This is a genomic window from Micromonospora sp. URMC 105 (assembly GCF_051386295.1).
GTDB lineage: Bacteria > Actinomycetota > Actinomycetes > Mycobacteriales > Micromonosporaceae > Micromonospora.
Genome location: NZ_JBPQTL010000020.1, coordinates 1 through 17,540, shown reverse-complemented (window position 1 = coordinate 17,540; position 17,540 = coordinate 1). Strand labels below are relative to the sequence as shown.

At 75.1% G+C, this 17,540-nt stretch carries 18 protein-coding genes and 1 pseudogene; 12 read left to right on the top strand and 7 right to left on the bottom strand.

The window, feature by feature from the left end; genetic code table 11:
• From ACSNN7_RS09580 to ACSNN7_RS09540, 9 genes and pseudogenes are all read left to right on the top strand, one after another.
• Positions 1–777, top strand: a complete 777-nt coding sequence (locus tag ACSNN7_RS09580) for a GvpL/GvpF family gas vesicle protein (protein ID WP_436680322.1) — start codon at positions 1–3, stop codon at positions 775–777.
• A gap of 4 nt (positions 778–781) precedes the next feature.
• Positions 782–1,135, top strand: coding sequence for a gas vesicle protein GvpG (locus ACSNN7_RS09575; protein ID WP_436680321.1), 354 nt, complete (start codon positions 782–784; stop codon positions 1,133–1,135).
• Between the two features lie 4 nt (positions 1,136–1,139).
• On the top strand, positions 1,140–1,481 hold the full coding sequence (locus tag ACSNN7_RS09570; RefSeq protein WP_436680320.1) for a gas vesicle protein: 342 nt from the start codon (positions 1,140–1,142) through the stop codon (positions 1,479–1,481).
• A 1-nt stretch (position 1,482) separates the two neighbouring features.
• Entirely contained in the window at positions 1,483–1,851 is a 369-nt protein-coding gene (gene gvpJ / locus ACSNN7_RS09565) for a gas vesicle protein GvpJ (protein WP_436680319.1), read from the top strand.
• Entirely contained in the window at positions 1,835–2,653 is an 819-nt protein-coding gene (locus ACSNN7_RS09560) for a GvpL/GvpF family gas vesicle protein (protein ID WP_436680318.1), read from the top strand. The genes gvpJ and ACSNN7_RS09560 overlap by 17 nt, the downstream gene beginning before the upstream one ends.
• The gene (locus ACSNN7_RS09555) at positions 2,647–2,892 is read left to right on the top strand and encodes a gas vesicle protein (RefSeq protein WP_436680317.1); all 246 of its coding nucleotides are present in this window, start codon (positions 2,647–2,649) and stop codon (positions 2,890–2,892) included. Before ACSNN7_RS09560 ends, ACSNN7_RS09555 begins: the two co-directional genes overlap by 7 nt.
• Positions 2,886–3,254 (top strand): gas vesicle protein K, encoded by a 369-nt coding sequence (locus ACSNN7_RS09550; protein WP_436680316.1) that lies wholly within the window; start codon positions 2,886–2,888, stop codon positions 3,252–3,254. The genes ACSNN7_RS09555 and ACSNN7_RS09550 overlap by 7 nt, the downstream gene beginning before the upstream one ends.
• 308 nt (positions 3,255–3,562) lie before the next feature.
• Positions 3,563–3,688: pseudogene (locus ACSNN7_RS09545) on the top strand (XRE family transcriptional regulator); the annotation flags it as partial.
• Positions 3,676–3,870, top strand: a complete 195-nt coding sequence (locus ACSNN7_RS09540) for a DUF397 domain-containing protein (RefSeq protein ID WP_436680315.1) — start codon at positions 3,676–3,678, stop codon at positions 3,868–3,870. The pseudogene ACSNN7_RS09545 and the gene ACSNN7_RS09540, both read left to right, overlap by 13 nt.
• Before the next feature lie 68 nt (positions 3,871–3,938).
• Here the strand turns inward: ACSNN7_RS09540 and ACSNN7_RS09535 are convergent, their stop codons facing one another.
• From ACSNN7_RS09535 to ACSNN7_RS09505, 7 genes are read right to left on the bottom strand one after another with little or no spacing between them, the layout of a single operon-like run.
• Entirely contained in the window at positions 3,939–6,266 is a 2,328-nt protein-coding gene (locus tag ACSNN7_RS09535) for an AAA family ATPase (RefSeq protein ID WP_436680314.1), read from the bottom strand.
• A 46-nt stretch (positions 6,267–6,312) separates the two neighbouring features.
• Positions 6,313–6,813, bottom strand: coding sequence for a hypothetical protein (locus tag ACSNN7_RS09530; protein ID WP_436680313.1), 501 nt, complete (start codon positions 6,811–6,813; stop codon positions 6,313–6,315).
• Between the two features lie 44 nt (positions 6,814–6,857).
• A complete protein-coding gene (locus ACSNN7_RS09525; protein WP_436680312.1) occupies positions 6,858–7,613 on the bottom strand; it encodes a GTP-binding protein in 756 nt (251 codons plus the stop codon).
• Positions 7,600–8,076, bottom strand: coding sequence for a DUF742 domain-containing protein (locus ACSNN7_RS09520; protein WP_436680311.1), 477 nt, complete (start codon positions 8,074–8,076; stop codon positions 7,600–7,602). Before ACSNN7_RS09520 ends, ACSNN7_RS09525 begins: the two co-directional genes overlap by 14 nt.
• Entirely contained in the window at positions 8,073–8,543 is a 471-nt protein-coding gene (locus ACSNN7_RS09515) for a roadblock/LC7 domain-containing protein (protein WP_436680310.1), read from the bottom strand. Before ACSNN7_RS09515 ends, ACSNN7_RS09520 begins: the two co-directional genes overlap by 4 nt.
• Entirely contained in the window at positions 8,540–11,404 is a 2,865-nt protein-coding gene (locus ACSNN7_RS09510; RefSeq protein WP_436680309.1) for a nitrate- and nitrite sensing domain-containing protein, read from the bottom strand. The genes ACSNN7_RS09515 and ACSNN7_RS09510 overlap by 4 nt, the downstream gene beginning before the upstream one ends.
• Positions 11,391–12,599, bottom strand: a complete 1,209-nt coding sequence (locus tag ACSNN7_RS09505) for a hypothetical protein (RefSeq protein ID WP_436680308.1) — start codon at positions 12,597–12,599, stop codon at positions 11,391–11,393. Before ACSNN7_RS09505 ends, ACSNN7_RS09510 begins: the two co-directional genes overlap by 14 nt.
• Before the next feature lie 379 nt (positions 12,600–12,978).
• Between ACSNN7_RS09505 and ACSNN7_RS09500 the strand changes: the two genes are divergently transcribed.
• The 3 genes from ACSNN7_RS09500 (at position 12,979) to ACSNN7_RS09490 (ending at position 17,321) form a co-directional block, all read left to right on the top strand.
• Positions 12,979–15,846, top strand: coding sequence for an alpha/beta fold hydrolase (locus tag ACSNN7_RS09500; protein WP_436680307.1), 2,868 nt, complete (start codon positions 12,979–12,981; stop codon positions 15,844–15,846).
• Entirely contained in the window at positions 15,846–16,757 is a 912-nt protein-coding gene (locus tag ACSNN7_RS09495) for an ABC transporter permease (protein WP_436680306.1), read from the top strand. The genes ACSNN7_RS09500 and ACSNN7_RS09495 overlap by 1 nt, the downstream gene beginning before the upstream one ends.
• Positions 16,758–16,871: 114 nt before the next feature.
• On the top strand, positions 16,872–17,321 hold the full coding sequence (locus ACSNN7_RS09490) for a DoxX family protein (protein WP_436680305.1): 450 nt from the start codon (positions 16,872–16,874) through the stop codon (positions 17,319–17,321).
• Positions 17,322–17,540 lie beyond the last annotated feature (219 nt).

Genomic DNA, 17,540 nt, shown 5'->3' with positions numbered 1-17,540 from the left:
ATGACCGACGAGCAGGCTCAGCCGGGCGGAACGACCGGGCTGTTCATCTACGGCATCGTGCCGTCCGACGTGGAGCCCACCCCGGACGCGGAGGGGGTCGGCGACCCGCCGGGCGAGGTGACCGTGGTCCGGCACGGTGAGCTGGCCGCGCTGGTCAGCGAGGTCGGGCTGGAGGAGCCGATGGGCCGCCCCGCCGACCTGACCGCGTACCAGACGCTGCTGGACGGGACGGCGGCCGTCGCGCCGGTGCTGCCGGTCCGCTTCGGCACGGTGGTGACCGGGCCGGACGCGGTCGAGGACCTGCTGGCGGCCCACCACGACCGGTTCGCCAACGCCCTCGACGAGTTCGAGGACCGGTTGCAGTACACCGTGCACGGCCGCTTCGACGAGGAGGCGGTGATCGGCGACTTCCTCGCCGAGAACAGCGCCGCCGCCGCGCTCGCCGACCAGGTGCGCGGCCGGCCCGAGGCGGAGAGCCGGGAACAGCGGATCCGGCTCGGCGAGATGATCAGCCAGGGGGTGGAGCTGCGGCGGGAGGCGGAGAACCGGGCGCTGATCGACACCCTCACCCCGTACGTGGTGTCGCACGCGCCGCGCCTGCCGAGCAACGAGCTGGACGCGATGAACGTCGCCTTCCTGGTCGACACCGAGGACGAGGAGGAGTTCGTCCGGGTGCTGGAGGAGTTCGCCGAGCAGCGCCGGGACGTGGTCCGGATGCGGCTGCTCGGGCCGCTCGCCCCGTACGACTTCGTCACCGCGCACCAACTGGCGGAGTGAGGCGATGGACATCCTCTGGACGCTGCTGACCCTGCCGTACGCGCCGGTGCGGGGCCTCACCTCGGTGATGAAGGTGATCGCCCGGGAGGCGGAGGCGCGGCAGTACGACCCGGCCAACATCCGGCGCGAGCTGGAGGAGCTGGACCGGGCGGCCGAGGCCGGCGACATCACCCCGGAGGAACGGGACCGGGGGCAGCAGCAGGTCCTGAACCGGTTGACCGGCGCCGCCGGCGGCAGTGGCGGTGCCGGTGCCACGCCGGCCCGCCCGCACCGGCGGCCCGCCGCCCGGCGGCGGGCGGCGGGCCGGCCACGACGGGCGGACCGGCGGGACGACCTCGAACGACGGCGGGGGAGGTGAGCGGATGACCTCAGGACGCCTACGGGGCGACGGCGACCGCGAGCGCCGGCACGAGCCGGAGGACCGGTACGACGACGAGGACTACGAGCCGGTCTCGGCCGCCGAGGCGGCCCGCGAGGGGCTGCGCCAGGTCGTCGGACTGACCGGCAAGGACCCGCTCGGGATCACCTCGATCCAGGCCACCGACGACGGCTGGCTGGTGGGGGTGGAGGTGGTGGAGGACCACCGCATCCCCGCCTCCACCGACCTGCTCGGCCTCTACGAGGTCGAACTCGACATGGCGGGTGACCTGCTGGGCTACCGGCGGACCCGCCGCTACCAGCGGGGAAAGGGCGACGGGGGTTGAGATGACCAGTCCGCGGCCAGCGGTGGTGCAGAACACGGGCCAGGTGATGGGTGCCGGGCACGAGCCGGCCAACCTCGGCGACATCCTCGAGCGGGTGCTCGACCGGGGCATCGTGATCGCCGGCGACATCCGGGTCAGCCTGCTCGACATCGAGCTGCTCACGTTGAAGCTGCGGCTGGTCATCGCCTCGGTCGACACCGCACGGCAGATCGGCATCGACTGGTGGGAGCACGATCCGTGGCTCAGCTCGAAGGCCCGCCCGCCGGTCGAGCCGGGTCCCCGCGACCCGGAGCAGGTCGAGGCGGAACGCCGCCCCCGGGTGGCCCGCCGAGCAGCCGTACGGGAGGGGTGGAATGAGTACGGCACTTGATCCGGCGGTGTCGGTCGGCGCCTGGCTGCACGGCGTGGTCCGCGACGTGGACCCGGCCGCGCTGGCCACGGTCCCCGGCATGGACGGTGCGCCGGTGCGGGCCGTCCGGGCCGCCGGCCTGGCGGCGGTGGTCAGTGCCGCGCCGCTGACCGAGTACGGCGAGGAGGCGCTGCGCCGCAACCTGGAGGACCTGGCCTGGCTGGAGCGGGCCGCGCGGGCGCACCACGCGGTGGTGGACGCGCTCAGCCGGGCCGGTGCGGTGGTGCCGGCCCGGCTGGCCATCGTGCACCACGACGAGACCCGGGTCGCCGCCATGCTCGCCGAGCGGCAGGCCGAGCTGACCGCCGCGCTGGACCGGCTGACCGGCCGCGGCGAGTGGGGCGTCAAGGGGTACGTGGTGCCGGGCGCCCTGCCCCGCACCGAGACGACCACCGGCGCGGGCGGGGCGGGTGCGGCGTACCTGCGGCGGCGCCGGGCCCAGCTGACCGCCCGGGACGAGGGGCAGCGGATCGCCGGCGAGGCCGCCGCGGCCGTGCACGCCGCCCTCGCCGGGTACGCCGTCGCCGCGCGTCGGCACGCCCCGCAGGACCGGCGGCTCTCCGGCGCCGCGACGGCGATGGTGCTCAACGGCGCGTACCTGGTCCAGGGCACCGGGGTGGACGGTTTCGCCGGGCTGGTGCGGGAGCTGGCCGACCGGCACCCGGAGATCCGGCTGGAGCTGACCGGCCCGTGGCCGCCGTACTCCTTCGTCGCGGACGGTCCGGAGCAGCCCGCGCACACCGTCCGGGAGGCGGCGTGGTGACCACCTCGCTCGCCCCCAGCAGCGCCGACGACCCGTTGGCCTACCGCCCGGTGGCGCTGGTCGACCTGCTCGACCGGGTGCTCGCCACCGGCGTGGTGATCTCCGGCGACATCACCCTGGCCATCGCCGACATCGACCTGGTCCGCATCTCGCTGCGCGCCCTGGTCGCGTCGGTCGGCGCGCTCACCCCACCCGAGCTGCCCGATCCCGCGGTGCCACCCGGGGATTCCGCGTGGTGACCGGGCCGGGGCCGCGCCGGGACGAGGCGGCCGAGCTGGCCGCGGCCCTTGGCGAGCCGAGCTGGCAGGCACCCCGGGTGACGCCGCTGGACCGGCGGCTCGCCGTCGACCGGGACTCCGTCGAGCGGGGCCTGGCCAGCCTCGTGCTCACCGTGATCGAGCTGCTGCGGCAGCTGATGGAACGGCAGGCGCTGCGCCGGGTCGACCTCGGCGACCTCACCGAGGAGCAGATCGAACGGGTGGGCGCCACGCTGATGGCGTTGGAGGAGCAGATGACCGAGCTGCGCGAGTACTTCGGTCTCGCCCCCGAGGATCTGAACCTCGACCTGGGCCCGCTCGGCCCGCTGCTCCCCACCGACTGAGGCCGCGCGCTGTCTCCGCCGCTCGTCGGGGGCCGCGGTCCGGCGGGAGGAGGAAGCCGACGACCGCTGCGTACGTGGCCCACCCGCGGCACGGCGCGGCTATGGCGGGGGCAGCGGACCCGCACTCCGCCACGAGCGCGATACCTCAGAGGTATCAATATGACTCTGAGGTATCACGCTTCCCGGGGTGTCTGCCGCACCGACGGAGCGCGGGTTAGGGAGTCAGCCGCGAGGGTGGGCCCACCTTGTGAAGCGCTCGGCAAGGTCGGCGGGGCGCACCCCGGTGTCCAACCCGGCGACTTCTTCGGCGGGCCGCCGGACGCCTGACCAACGACACCGCCGCACTGTGGGCCATCTGGGATACGCTGCGGTCGGTGGCACTTCCACGTCGCCAGACCATCGACTTCTTAGAGGCGCGATCATGGCTGACCTGACCGGCGCGCAGTGGCGCAAGAGCACACGCAGCAGCTCGAACGGCGGCGACTGCGTAGAGGTCGCCGACAACCTGACCGGCGTCGTCGGCGTACGAGACTCCAAGGACCCGGCTGGCCCGGCGCTCGTCTTCGCGCCGGCAGCGTGGCGGGCCTTCGTGAGCCGGGTGACCGACCGGGGCTGATCAGACCAGGCAAAGCAAAGCGCCCGCTACTCCCTGAGAGCGGGCGCTTCGCAATGGCGATCGACTGATCAGCGTGCCCCCTGCTTCTCCGCGTACGCGGCCAGCCAGGCGACCTGCGCCGGGTCCAGGGACGGGCGGACCCGCCGCCGGGCGGTGGCCACGTGCGCGGCGGTGACCGTGGACGCGGTCAGCGACTCGCGCATCGCGGCCAGCGCGGCCTCCCGGATCAGCGCCGCGCAGTCCGCCGCCGAGAAACCGTCCAGCTCCCCGCCCAGCGCGGCGAGGTCCACGTCCGGCGCCAGCGGCACGGTCCGGGACGAGGCGCGCAGGATCTCCGCCCGGGCGGGGCCGTCCGGTGGCGGCACGTAGACCAGCCGTTCCAGCCGGCCGGGGCGCAGCAGCGCAGGGTCGACCAGGTCCGGGCGGTTGGTCGCGCCGACCACCACCACGTTGCGCAGCGCCTCCACCCCGTCCAGCTCGGTGAGCAGCGCGGCGACCACCCGGTCGGTCGTACCCCCGTCGCTGGCCTGGCCGCGCACCGGGGCCAGCGCGTCCACCTCGTCCAGGAAGATCAGCGTGGGCGCGGCCTCGCGGGCCCGGCGGAACAGCTCCCGGACGGCCCGTTCGCTCTCCCCGACCCACTTGGAGAGCAGCTCCGCGCCCTTCACCGACAGCACGTTCGCCCGCCCCGAGCCGGCCAGCGCGGTCACCAGGTAGGTCTTGCCGCACCCGGGCGGGCCGTAGAGCAGCACCCCCCGGGGCGGTTGCACGCCCAGCCGGGCGAAGGTGTCCGGGTAGGTCAGCGGCCAGAGCACCGACTCGGTGAGGGTCTGCTTCACCTCGGCCAGGTCGCCGACGTCCTCCAGGGTCACCGAGGCCAGCTCCAGGGTGGACGCGGCCATCGTGGTCGGCCGGACCACCTCCAGCGCGGCGGTGAAGTCGGCCATCGCCACCGTCGGCCGCTCGGCGGCCTTCTGCCGCAGCGCCGCGCGCACCCCGGCCTCGCGAACCAGCGCGGCCAGGTCGGCGGCGACGAAACCGGGGGTACGGCCGGCCACCTCGTCCAGCCGGACGTCCTCGGCCAGCGGCACCTGCCGGGTGAGCACGGTGAGCTGCTCGCGGCGCAGCGCCGGATCGGGCAGCGGCACGGTGATCCGCAGGGAGAGCAGGTCCGGGGCGCGCAGCGCCGGGTCGACCGCCTCCGGGCGGGAGGTGGTGCAGACCACCGCCGCCCCGGCACGGACGGTCTCGGCGAGCACCTGGCGGAACACGGTGGCCAGCGGGCCGGGTTCGTCGGCCGGGGCCAGCGCCTCCACGTCGGTGACCAGCAGCACGGCCGGTCCGCCGGCGCGTACCTCGGTGGCGGCCTCGCGCAGCCGCCGGGCCGCCGCGTCGTTGCTGAGCGCGGCCAGCTCGGGCGCCCAGAGCGGGCGCACCCACGCGCCGACGGCGGCAGCGACCGCCCGGACCAGCGCCGACTTGCCCGAGCCGGCGGGCCCGCTGAGCAGCACGCCGAGTGAGACCGTGGTGCCGAGCCGGCCCAGCACCTCGCGGTGGTGGAAGCCGAGGTCGAGCAGCTCCGTCAGCTCCTCGGCCTGGGTACGCAGCCCGGGCAGCTCGTCGACGTGTGGCACCTCGTCCGCCGCCTCCGGTCCGCTTCCGCCCGGCCCGGCACCGGTGCGCAACGCCCCGGCCGGGTCCTGGTCGGTGCCGGCCCCGCCCGCGCCGGTGGCCCCGTTCGCTGCGGCCCCGGTGCCCGGGCCGGAACCGGGCGCGAGGCGGTTCGTCGTGGGGCGGGCCGGTCCCGGCGAGCCGTGGGTCGCTGGGCCGTGCTCCCAGCCGACCACGGTGTCCATGGTGACCAGCGCACCCGCGTCCGGCTCGGCGTCGACGACGGAAAGCAGGGTGCTCGTCCAGGCGTACCCGACGGTGTTGGCGAGGCTGCGCCGCGCTGCCTCGACCAGGCTGCGCACCGAGGCGTCCGGCAGCACGTCCTGCGGCAGCAGGGAGACGTCGTCGCCGGGGGTGACCATCTTGCCGAGCAGGGCCAGCCGCAGCATCTCCGGCGACACGGCGGCCACCACCGGCACCGGGCCGCTCAGCGTCACCCGGCGGGCGGGCAGCACCGGCGCCGGGCCGATCGTCACCCGCGCTCCGTCGCGCAGCCCCAGATTGCCCAGCACCAGGTCGTCGGCGTAGAGCAGGGCGGCGCTCGCGGTCGGCTCGGCGGGTGCCACGATGCCGGCGGTCACCCGCCGGCCGACCAGCCGCACCGGGTCGCCCGGACGCAGCGCCAGCGCGGTCAGCACCTCCGGGTGCAGCCGTACGACGCCCCGTCGGGCGTCCAGCGCGGCGGGCCGCAGGCTCGCGGTGAGGGTCAGGTCCGGTTCGGCCATCGCCCGACAGTAGCGACCTCCGGCCCGACCCGCCGGGCCGTCCCGGTCACCGGTCGTCGGCCAGCAGCGACGGGTCCCGGCGGATCATCTCCGCCAGCCGGGCGGCCGGGTCCGTACCCGCCGAGTCCCGGCCCGTCGGCCACACCGGCCCGGTGTTGACCGGCCGCGGCCAGGCCGGCGGGGGCGTGGTGGTGTCCTCCGCGCCGACCGCCACCGCGGTGTCGCCCCAGTCGACCCGCAGCGGGTACGTCCGGCCCTCGTGCTCCACCCGGAGCACCACCGACAGCCCGGGATACGCGGCCACCACCTGGCGGACCGCCTCGGCCACCTCCTCCACCGGATCGCGCCCGTCGGCGACCGGCCCTGCCTGGGGCGGGCTCACCTCGGGCCGGCCGGCCCCGTCCCACCCCGGTTCGTCCGACCATCCGGCGTGGCCCGTCGCCTCGAAGGCGACGCTCGACGCCCCGGCCTCCTCGCCCGCCCGGCGCCGCAGCGCCTCCTCCCGGCGGGCCATCCGGGCCAGCGTCTCGTCCAGACCACCTCTCATCACGCCCCCCTCTTCGTGCTGTACGGCTCCTATCGGCGAAAGGTTCAGCTCCCCCGCTCCCGGGTGGCCCGGTCCAGCGCCCGGTCGAGGACGACCAGCAGGGCGTCCCGCACGGAGAGCCGGTCCCGGGCGTCGAAGCGCACCACCGGCACGTGGTCGCCGATCGCCAGCGCCCACCGGACCGCCCCGAGGTCGTGCGCCAGCCGCCCGTCGAAGGCGTTCACCCCGACGACGAACGGCAGTCCCGCGCGCTCGAAGAAGTCGATCGCCGGGTAGCAGTCGTCCAGCCGTGCGCTGTCCACCACCACCAGCGCGCCGAGCGCGCCCCGGGCCAGGTCCTCCCACATGAACCCGAACCGGGCCTGACCCGGCGTGCCGAACAGGTAGAGCTTGAGGCTGCGGTCGATGGTGACGCAACCGAAGTCCATCGCCACCGTGGTGGTGGTCTTCGCGCTCCGCGTGCCCGGGTCGTCCACGCCGATGCCCGCGGTGGTCATCAACGCCTCGGTGGTCAGCGGGGCGATCTCGGAGATCGCGCCGACCGTGGTGGTCTTGCCGACACCGAAGCCCCCGGCGATCAGGATCTTCACCGGGATCGGCGGCTTGCCACCCGGCTCGCTCCGGGCCGCCGTACCCGGGCCGGCCTGCGGCGCCCCCGGCGGCCGGTACGGCGGCGGCGCGGCCACGGGCGGCGCGGGCGGAGGTGCCTGGCCCCCGCCCGACGGGCTGCCGTAGCGGGCGGATGCGCTGTTCGAGGAGAGCCCGCCCAGCGGGGCGACCGGCCATTCAGGAGATCGCACGGAGTCCCTCAATCACTCGCAGGATGATGTCGGGGTCGAGGGCGTCGTCGCCGTCCCCGACGTGCACGTCGAGGTGACCGGCGGCCCGCAGGTCGCCGACCAGGACCCGGGTCACGCCGAAGTGCATCCGCATCTTGGCGGAGATCTCGGCGACCGAGATCGGCTCGGCGCAGAGCGCCATGATCGCCTGCAACTCCGGCGCGAGCCGGGCCGGCGGGGTGGCCGCCCACGAGCCGCCGCCCGGCCGGGCGGTCACCTGGGTCTCCAAGCCGATCGCCGGGTCGGTCCCGGCGACCCGGCCGGAGGTGAGCACGAACGGGCGCGGGCCGGCCGGCCGGTCGGCCTCCGGATCGGGCTCGGGCGCCGGCCCGCCCGCGCCGGAGGCAGTCGGCGTCCGCAGGTAGGGACGGATCCGGACCATCGGGTCCGGTTCCGGTTCCTCGCCGGCGGCCTGCGGGGTCACTGCTGAACGGCGTTCTTCAGCTCGGCGATCAGTCTCGGGCTGAGCGCGCTGCCGGCCCGCCCGGCGAAGAGGGTCATCTCGTACGCCACGGTGCCCAGGTTGGCCGACCGGTCGGCGACCACGCCGAGGACCGAGCCGCTGCTGATCGCGCTGATCAGCAGGTAGCCGTCGGCCATGTCGACGATCACCCGGTTCAGGCCGCCGAGGGCGTACCAGCTCGCCGCCCCGCCGGCCAGGCTGGTCATGCCCGAGACGACGGCGGCGAGCCGCTCGGCGTTGGACCGGTCCTTGATCGCCGACATGGCCATCAGCAGCCCGTCCGACGAGACGGCGATCGCCTCCATGACCCCGGCCGTGCTCGACGTGAACGAGTCCAGCAGCCAGTTGAAGGTGCGCGCCTCCGGGCTCAGCTCGGGACCGGTGTGGGCCGGGTGGTCGACGTTGTCGTGCAGGAACGGGCTGGTCACCGTGATGATTCCTCTTCGTCGTGGCGGTGGTCGGTGTTGACTTCACGCAGAGCCCGGGCGACACCCGCCTCGAACTCCGTGATCAGCTCCCGGACCTCGGCCGGGTCCTGCGGCGGCCGGCTCACCGGGGCCTGCTGCGGCGGAGCGACCGTCAGGTTGGCCCCGGGTACCCGCCGGGTCAGCCGGGGACGGTCCGGGCTGGCGGCGGGGCCGGCCGGTCGGGACTGCTCGGCCCGGCGTACCCCGGACTGGAACTGCTCGACCAGTGCCCGGGCGGCCTCCGGGTCCGCGCCGGAGGCGTCCACCGGGCCGACCGCCGGCGCGGCCGGTGGCAGGGTCGCCCCCGGCACCCGCTGCCGGATGGTCGGCGTCCCGGCGGGCGCCGGCGGCCAGGACGGCGGCCCGGCCGGCGGGAACAGCGACGGCGCGGGGGCGGCCGGGACGGGCGGCCGGACCTCCGCCGCCGGCGGGACGGCCGGCGGCCCGAAGAGCGACGGCGTGGGCGGCGCCTGCCCCGGCGGCGGACCGGCGGGCACGGGCGGCGCGTCGGCCGGCGGGGCGAAGAGCGACGGTGCGAGCGGCATCTCCACCGAGTGCGGCGCGGCGGCCGGCGGGCGGCCGGCGAACGGCACGCCCCCGGCGGCCGGCGCGGGCGCGTCGCCGAACTCGTCGGGCCGGCGCCGTCTCGGCAGCCCGCTGGGGGTGGTCGGGGCCTCCCCGGCGTCCTCGCCGGCCGGTCGGATCTCCAGGAACGCGCTGCCGCCGGTCGGTGCCGCCCCGGTGCCGAACGCGTCCCAGGACTCGCCGGACTCCATGGTGCGGGTGGCCCGGCTCAGCAGCGAGGGATCGAAGCCGGCGGCCGGGCTGTCGGCCCGGCCCGCGCTTGGCGCGGCCGACGCCCCGGTCAGTGCCCGCCCGGAGCGGGCCGGGTCGATCGCGGCGGCCGGCGACCGGCGGTCCCGGGCCGGTACGGCGGCCCGCGCCACGGTCGCGCCCGCCCGGTCGGCCTGCCGCACGACCAGCAGCGGGTGCGGCACGTCCAGCCGGGCGGTGACCCCGCCCCCGGCGGTCGGGGCGAGCTGCACCGTCCAGCCGTGCCGGCGGGCCAGCCGGCCCACCACGAAGAGGCCGAGCACCTCGGTGGGGACCAGGTCCAGCCGCTCCCGGCGGGTGAGCCGGGCGTTCTCCTCGGCCAGCCGCTCCTCGGTCATGCCGATGCCCCGGTCCACCACGCAGAGCCGGGCGCCGGTCCCGGTCAGCTCGCCGGAGACCACCACCCGGGTGTGCGGCGGGGAGAAGACGGTGGCGTTCTCCATCAGCTCGGCCAACGCCAGCACCAGGTCACCGACGATGGCGGGCGCGGCGGAGACCTCGGCCGGCACCTGCACGTCGACCCGGGTGTAGTCCTCGATCTCGCCCAGCGCCAGCCGCACCACGTCGGCCAGCGGCACCGGGGCGACGTGCCCGTCGGTGCCGGTCGCGCCGGAGAGCACCACCAGGCTGCCCGCGTTGCGGCGCAGCCGGCTGGAGATGTGGTCCAGCCGGTACAGGTGCTCCAGCCGGCCCGGGTCGGTCTCCTGCCGCTCCAGCCGGTCGATCAGCGCGATCTGCCGGCCGACCAGGTTCTGGGTACGCCGTCCGACGTGGCCGAACATCTGCGCCACGTTGCGCCGGCCGGCCACCTGGCGTTCGACCAGCCGGGCGGCGGTGCTCTGCACCCGTTCGAAGGCGCGGGCCAGGTCGCCGATCTCGTCCCGGGCCCGGACGTCGACCGGGTCGAGGCGTACCGCCGGGCCGGCCTCGGACTCGTCGTCGGCGACGCGCACCAGCTCGGCCTCGGCCACCCGGGCGACCCGGTCGGCGGAGCGGGTGAGCCGGGTCAGCGGCCGGGCCACCGTACGGGCCACCGCGAAGCTGAGCAGCACCACCGTCAGCAGGACCAGGCCGGCCGACCCGACCACCAGCCAGGCCGTGGTGAGCGCCCAGCGCTTCTCGGCGGCCGTCTCGGCGATGACGTCGGCGACGATCTTCTTCTCCACGAACTGGCCGAGGGTGATCATCGAGCGGACCGACGGGAAGAGCGCGTCCAGCGGCACGTCCCGGATCGCCGCGATCGGGTCCTTGACGCTGTCGACCAGGAAGGTCGGGCTGGTCCGGGCGGCCACCGCCGCGTCTTCCAGCAGGGCGAGCTTGTACTGCTCGGGCGTGGCCAGGCTACGGAACCGCAGGTTGTCCACGTCGAGCGCGGCCATGCAGGCGATGTACGAGGCGGCCACCCGCGGATCGCTGGTCGCCTTCACCAGCACGATCAGGGTGGCGCAGGCGCCCAGCCCCTCGTCGGCCCGGAGCAGTCCGTCCAGCGCCAGCACCTGCCGCCCGGCCGCGGTGCTGGTGTCCACCCGCGACGGCAGCTTCAGCGACTCGATCAGGGCCATGTCGATCGGGCCGTAGACCTCCATCACCTGGGTCGGGGTGGCGGCCCGGGCCAGCACCAGGGCGCGCAGGTCGGTGAGCTTGTGGACGCCGTCCAGCGCCGCCGTGGTGTCGGCGGAGAGCCGGTCGGCGTACTCGGCGCGCAGGTCGGCGACCCGGTCGTCCACCGCGGCCGCCCGCTGGATCAGCTCGGTGCGCTGCACCCGGCCGAGCAGCAGCCCCACCGACAGGATGCGTTCCTGCTGGAGCTCCTGGACCAGGCTGCCGATCCGGCTGGCCAGCCGTACCGTGTCCGCGGTCTCGCCGGCCCGTTGGGCGGCGGCGATCCGGTCGAGCGCCACCGGCACGGCCAGCCCGACCATGCTGAGCAGCGGGACGATCACCAGCAGGGCGAGCTTGCCCCGGATCCGGAGCCTACCGAGCAGCATCGAAGGGCCCCCAGCGTTCGGAGCCGCCGTCGCGGCCCGAGCCGGCCGGCTGCAGCGGCCGGTGGTCCTGCGCCGGGCTGCCCGGCTCCGTCGTCCGTGGTGCCCAGGCCTGCGGCTCGGGCCGCGTACCGCTGTCGGCGTCGTCGTCCCGGCGGGCCTCGGCGGCGCGCCGCTGCGCGCCCCGGTACGCGGCGATCAGCACACCGGCGAGGATCAGCACGAGCAGCACCGACGCGGCGGCGGCTCCGGCGGCCAGCAGGCGGTCCCGGTCGTAGGAGTCGATCCGCTCGGCCAGCAGCGCGTCGAGCTGGTCCAGGATGACCGGTTGGAGCTGCTTGGCGGCGGACTGCGCGTTGAGCCGGGCGGCGGCCACCTGGCCGGGGTCGGCGAGCCCGGTCCGCGATCCGGCGCTCGGCCCGGAGAAGGCGGCGAGCGCCTCGACCGCGCGCTGGTAGGTGTCCAGCGGGGTGAGCACGTTGGGACCGAGGTCGGTGCTCTCCGAGCTGTCCACCGCCTGGCGCAGGCCGGCGACCAGGTCGGTGGCGGAGGCGAGCGCGCCGACCCGCAGCTCGGCCAGCTCGCCCTGGGTGCGGGCACGTTCGCTCATCGGCCGGGCGGCGCCGAGCGCGGTCAAATCGGCAAGCCGGCCGGCGGCGACCATCGCGGTCGGCAGGTCCAGGCCGATGCTGTCCTGGAGGAAGAAGGAGTCCTGCTGCGGATCGCGGACCAGCCCGGAGCTCTCCCGTACCTTGCGGTGCAGGGCCAGCAGCAGGTCGGTGACCTCGCCGTACGCGGTGAAGGCGGCCTCCGGGTCGGCGAGCGTCCGCTCCGGCAGCGCCTCCAGCTTGGCGCGCAGCCCGGCCCACCGCTCGTGGCTGCGCAGCTCGTCGCCGATGCGCAGGTCGACCCCGGCGGCGTTCTGGACGGCCCGGTCCAGCGCGTCCCGGGAGGCGGGCTGGCCGGCGACCGCGGCGGACTGGGCGTCCACCAGCGCCTCGGTCACCGGGCCGAGCGCGCGCAGGTACTCGACACCGAGCCGCTCCCGGACCGCCAGGTCCCGGTCGTCGCCGGTCAGCCGGTGGGTCTGCGCGAAGAGGAAGCCCACCGGCGCGAGCAGCGCCACGACGAGCAGCACGGGCAGCACGCGGCCCGACGCGGAGGGCCGTCGACGGACCCGCTGCGCGGGGACTGTCATGGATCTGTCTCCTCCGGCGACGGCGGGGGATCTCGTCCGGTGTCGGGGGTCGCCTGTGGAGTCCCATGCACCGGACCGGAAAACTAACCGACCCGGACCTGGGTCACGCCTCGTTGTTCAGTCAGTTTTGCGTCACTACGAGCGATGTCACATGTCGTTCAAGTATCGAACACGGAAAGTGCCGCAAGGGGAGTCGTCCTGGCCGGATCCGAACCGATTTCGGGATGAAGATCGGAATTCACGTGATCCGAAGTCGTACCGCCGCTAATGGGCTGGACGGGACGCGGTCGATCTACTCGGGTTCGCCGATCGGGCCTACCGGACGGACGTACGGAGGATCCCAGGCAACGCTCAGGTAGCGCGCCGTACCGTGGGCCACATGAGATCACCGCTGTCGGCCGCGCGGCTGCGGCGCGTCCTGGCCAGTCGGCGCCGGGTCGCGGCCGCGTCGGTGGTCGTCGTGCTGCTGGCTGCCGCCGCCGTCTGGGCGGCCCGGCCGGACCGGCCCGGTTTCCGTACCGAGTCCGCCCTGGTCACCGTCCTGTCCGGACCGTCCGGCGACCAGCCGGTCGAGCTGGACACCACGCTCTGGCTGCCCGACGACGCCTCGGCCGACCGCAAGGTGCCGGCGGTGCTGCTGGCGCACGGCTTCGGCGGTACGAAGGACTCCGTCCGGTCCGACGCGGAGGACTTCGTCGCCCGGGGCTACGCCGTGCTGACCTGGACCGCGCGCGGCTTCGGCCGCAGCGGCGGTGAGATCCACCTGGACCACCCCGACTACGAGATCCGGGACGCCCAGCGGCTGCTGGACCGGCTCGCGCAGCGACCGGAGGTCCGCACCGACGCCGCCGGCGACCCCCGGGTGGGCGTGGTCGGCGGCTCGTACGGCGGTGGCCTGGCCCTGCTGCTGGCCGCTCAGGACCAGCGGGTCGACGCGATCGTCCCCATGATCACCTGGAACGACCTCTCCCGGGCCTTCCTCCCGGAGAGCACCGGCCGGCCGGCCACCGACGGCGTGTTCAAGCGGGGCTGGGCCGGGATCTTCTTCGGCGGCGGCGGCAACGCCGGCTCCGGGCCCGCCGGGATCTCCGGCACCTCGGCCGCCCAGCCGCAGGGCGCTCCCGCCTCCGCCGGGCCGGCCAGCCCGGCACCGGGCGCGGGACCGGGCACCGGGCCGAGGTCCGGCCCCGCGCCGGCCGCCGACCCGTCCTGCGGCCGGTTCGCCGCCGACGTCTGTGCCGCGTACCTGCGGATCGCCACCACCGGGCGGGCCGACCAGGCGGCGGTGGACCTGCTGCGCCGCTCCTCCCCGGCCGCCGTGCTCGACCGGATCAAGGCGCCGACCCTGCTCGTGCAGGGCGAGGCGGACACCCTCTTCCCGCTGACCGAGGCGGACGCCAACGCGCGCGGCATCGCCGCCACCGGTACCCCGGTGCGGGTGGCCTGGTTCACCGGCGGTCACGACGGCGGCTCCGGGCCGACCAGCGACTCCGACCGGGTGAAGTTCCTGACCGCCCAGTGGCTCGACCACTACGTCAAGGGCGAGGGGGCGGCCCCCGGCGACGACTTCACCTTCTCCCGGATCGCCGGCTTCGACGCTCTCGACCGGGGGCTGGTAGCCACCGGCTACCGCACCGCCGACTATCCCGGCACCGCCGGGGACGCCCGGCGCGAGGTCGCGGTCACCGGCCCGGCCCAGCCGATCGCCAACCCGCCGAACGGCAACCCGGCCGCGATCTCCTCGGTGCCCTTCGCCGGCGCGCTCGGCTCGCTGCTCGGCGGGGTGGCCGGCGACATCCCCGGCCAGCACGCCCGGTTCGAGTCGGCCCCGCTGCCCGACGCGGTGGACGTCGCCGGATCGCCGACCTTCGCGCTCCGGGCGGCGTCGCCGACCGGCGAGGCGGTGCTCTTCGTCAAGCTCTACGACGTCGACCCCAACGGCGCCGCGACGCTCCCCGACGGCCTGGTCGCCCCGGTGCGGCTGACCGGCCTGCCGAAGACGCTCGACGCCGCGCAGCCGGTCACCGTCACGCTGCCGGCGATCGTCCGCCGGATCGAGGCCGGGCACCGGCTGCGGATCGTGGTCGCCACCTCCGACCAGGCGTACGCCGGCCCGGCCGAGCCGGCCGTCTACACCGTGGCGGCCGGTGACGCCCCGGTGAGCCTGCCGACGGTGGACGCCGAGCCGATCCCCACCACCGCCACCGTCTGGCGCTGGGTGCTGGTCGGGCTGCTCGCCGCCATCGTGGTCGGGCTCGCCGCGGTCGTCGCCGTCGTCCGCCGCCGGCACCGCCGCCAGGACAGCTCCGTGCACCCGGAGTACGCGGGCGTCCCGCTCGCCGTGCGCCGGCTCCGCAAGGAGTACGCGGACGGCTTCGTCGCCGTCTCCAACGTGGACTTCGAGGTGCACCCCGGTCAGGTGGTCGGCCTGCTGGGCCCGAACGGCGCGGGCAAGACCACCACGCTGCGGGTGCTGATGGGGCTCACCCAGCCGACCGCCGGCGAGATCTACGTCTTCGGGCACCGGCTGGTGCCGGGCTCGCCGGTGCTGTCGCGGATCGGCGCGCTGGTCGAGGGACCCGGTTTCCTGCCGCACCTGTCCGGGTTGGAGAACCTGAAGGCGTACTGGCGGGCCACCGGCCGGCCGACGGCGGACGCGCACTTCGAGCAGGCCCTGGAGATCGCCGGCCTGGGCGCCTCGGTGCACCGGCGGATCAAGAACTACAGCCACGGCATGAAGCAGCGGCTGGCCATCGCGCAGGCCATGCTCGGCCTGCCCGAGCTGCTGGTGCTGGACGAGCCGACCGACGGGCTGGACCCGCCGCAGATCGCCGAGATGCGCCGGGTGCTCCAGCGGTACGCCACCGACGGCCGCGCGGTGCTGGTCTCCAGCCACCTGCTCGCCGAGGTGGAGCAGACCTGCACCCACGCGGTGGTGGTCAACAAGGGTCGGATCGTCGCCTCCGGGCCGGTCGAGGAGATCGTCGGCGACTCGCCGAGCGTCCTCTTCGACGTGACCGACCCGGCCGCCGCGCGGGTCGTCCTCGACCGGCTGGAGGGGGTGCGGGTGCTGCCCGACGACGACGGCGCTCTGGTGGTGGACACCAACGGCACCGCGCGCAGCGAGGTGGTCGCGGAGCTGGTCCGGGCCGGGATCGGGGTGGACCGGGTGGTGCCGCGGCGCCGCCTGGAGGACGCGTTCCTCGCCCTGGTGGGCGAGAACTCTCGGGGAAGCGGTGACCGGTGATGGCGGACTCATCCATCGACACGGCGGGTCCGGCCGACACCGGGCGGCGGATCGGCCCGGGCGGCGCGGCCGCGGGCTACCGGCCGTCGGCGACCCTGCCGTTCGCGGCCGAGTTCCGCCGGCAGGCCTCGCGGCGGCGTACCCAGCTCGCGCTGGGCTTCATGGTGCTGCTGCCGCTGATCATCCTGATCGCCTTCCAGTTCGACTCCGGTGACGACGACGACAACGGGCGCAACGAGTTCGGCAGCCTGGTCGAGCTGGCCACCTCGGGCGGCCTCAACTTCACCCTCTTCTCGATCTTCGTCTCGGCGTCGTTTCTGCTGGTCGTGGTGGTCGCGCTCTTCTGCGGGGACACCGTGGCCAGCGAGGCGAGCTGGGGCAGCCTGCGCTACCTGCTGGCGGTGCCGGTGCCCCGGTCCCGGTTGCTCGCGGTGAAGCTGCTGGTGGCGCTGGCGTACTCGGCGTTGGCCCTGCTGCTGCTCGCCGGCACCGCCCTGCTCGCCGGCACCCTCCGGTACGGCTGGGCGCCGTTGCGCAGCCAGGTCGCTGCGGAACTGGCGCCGACCGACGGGTTGCTGCGGCTGCTGGCGGTGCTCGGCTACTTGGCGGTCGTCCTGCTGGTGGTGGCCGGGCTGGCGTTCCTGCTGTCGGTGACCACCGACGCCGCGCTCGGCGCGGTCGGCGGGGCGGTGCTGCTCTGGATCCTCTCCAGCATCCTGGACCAGATCACCGCCCTCGGTGCGGTGCGCGACTTCCTGCCGACGCACTACAGCACCGCCTGGCTCGGGCTGCTCTCCACGCCGGTGCAGACCGACGACGTGGTGCGGGGTGCGATCTCGGCGGTCAGCTACGCGACCCTCTTCTGGGGGCTGGCCTTCTGGCGATTCACCCGAAAGGACATCACGAGCTGACGACTTGAGCGCTAACTCCCGCGGACGACGGGTTCGTTAACAGAAAATTCATAAAGTCGGATATTTCCTGGCTGATTCTGGGTGCACCCGTTCCACTCACCCGGAGGTAGCGAGATGAATCTCGACCGGTTCAACGGACCCGCCCTGTCCCTCTTCCGCATGGTCATCGGCCTGCTCTTCCTCTGCCACGGCCTGTCGTCGATCTTCGGCGTGCTCGGCGGTGCCCGCGGCACAGGCGAGTCCCTGCCCGTGGGGCAGTGGCCGGGCTGGTGGGCGGCGCTGATCCAGGTGGTCTGCGGCGCGCTGGTGCTGGTCGGACTCCTCACCCGGCCCGCCGCGCTGCTCGCCTCGGGCTCGATGGCGTACGCCTACTTCACCGTGCATCAGCCGGACGGGCTGTTGCCGATACACAACGGCGGCGAGCTGGCCGCCCTGTTCTGCTGGGCGTTCGCCCTGGTGGTCGTGCTCGGGCCGGGCAGTTGGGCGCTCGACAGCCTGATCGGTCGACGCCGCGCCGGCGTGGCCACCCCGGCTGCGGCGGGCCGGAACTCCGTACCCGCCTGACCCGCCGGCCGTCCGCCGCCGGAGCCGTTCCGCGCGGCTCCGGCGGCGGTGCGGTCAGGGCGCGTACGGCGCGTCGGTGTGGCCGACCTCGACCAGGCTCTTGCCGGAGAGCTGGTACGTCGACGTGCGTTTGATGTCCAGCTCGGCCATGCCCTTGCCGTCGCTGCGGGTCAGCCACACGACGGTGGCCCGCTGCCCGGATACCTTGATCGACAGGAC

What these genes read in the sequence shown, in the direction of transcription:
- ACSNN7_RS09540 (WP_436680315.1), top strand. Translation starts at nt 3,676, where the DNA reads ATGGCTGACCTGACCGGCGCGCAGTGGCGCAAGAGCACACGCAGCAGC.
- ACSNN7_RS09505 (WP_436680308.1), bottom strand. Translation starts at nt 12,599, where the DNA reads ATGACAGTCCCCGCGCAGCGGGTCCGTCGACGGCCCTCCGCGTCGGGC.
- ACSNN7_RS09510 (WP_436680309.1), bottom strand. Translation starts at nt 11,404, where the DNA reads ATGCTGCTCGGTAGGCTCCGGATCCGGGGCAAGCTCGCCCTGCTGGTG.
- gvpJ (WP_436680319.1), top strand. Translation starts at nt 1,483, where the DNA reads ATGACCAGTCCGCGGCCAGCGGTGGTGCAGAACACGGGCCAGGTGATG.
- ACSNN7_RS09495 (WP_436680306.1), top strand. Translation starts at nt 15,846, where the DNA reads ATGGCGGACTCATCCATCGACACGGCGGGTCCGGCCGACACCGGGCGG.
- ACSNN7_RS09580 (WP_436680322.1), top strand. Translation starts at nt 1, where the DNA reads ATGACCGACGAGCAGGCTCAGCCGGGCGGAACGACCGGGCTGTTCATC.
- ACSNN7_RS09570 (WP_436680320.1), top strand. Translation starts at nt 1,140, where the DNA reads ATGACCTCAGGACGCCTACGGGGCGACGGCGACCGCGAGCGCCGGCAC.
- ACSNN7_RS09535 (WP_436680314.1), bottom strand. Translation starts at nt 6,266, where the DNA reads ATGGCCGAACCGGACCTGACCCTCACCGCGAGCCTGCGGCCCGCCGCG.
- ACSNN7_RS09560 (WP_436680318.1), top strand. Translation starts at nt 1,835, where the DNA reads ATGAGTACGGCACTTGATCCGGCGGTGTCGGTCGGCGCCTGGCTGCAC.
- ACSNN7_RS09490 (WP_436680305.1), top strand. Translation starts at nt 16,872, where the DNA reads ATGAATCTCGACCGGTTCAACGGACCCGCCCTGTCCCTCTTCCGCATG.
- ACSNN7_RS09500 (WP_436680307.1), top strand. Translation starts at nt 12,979, where the DNA reads ATGAGATCACCGCTGTCGGCCGCGCGGCTGCGGCGCGTCCTGGCCAGT.
- ACSNN7_RS09575 (WP_436680321.1), top strand. Translation starts at nt 782, where the DNA reads ATGGACATCCTCTGGACGCTGCTGACCCTGCCGTACGCGCCGGTGCGG.
- ACSNN7_RS09530 (WP_436680313.1), bottom strand. Translation starts at nt 6,813, where the DNA reads ATGAGAGGTGGTCTGGACGAGACGCTGGCCCGGATGGCCCGCCGGGAG.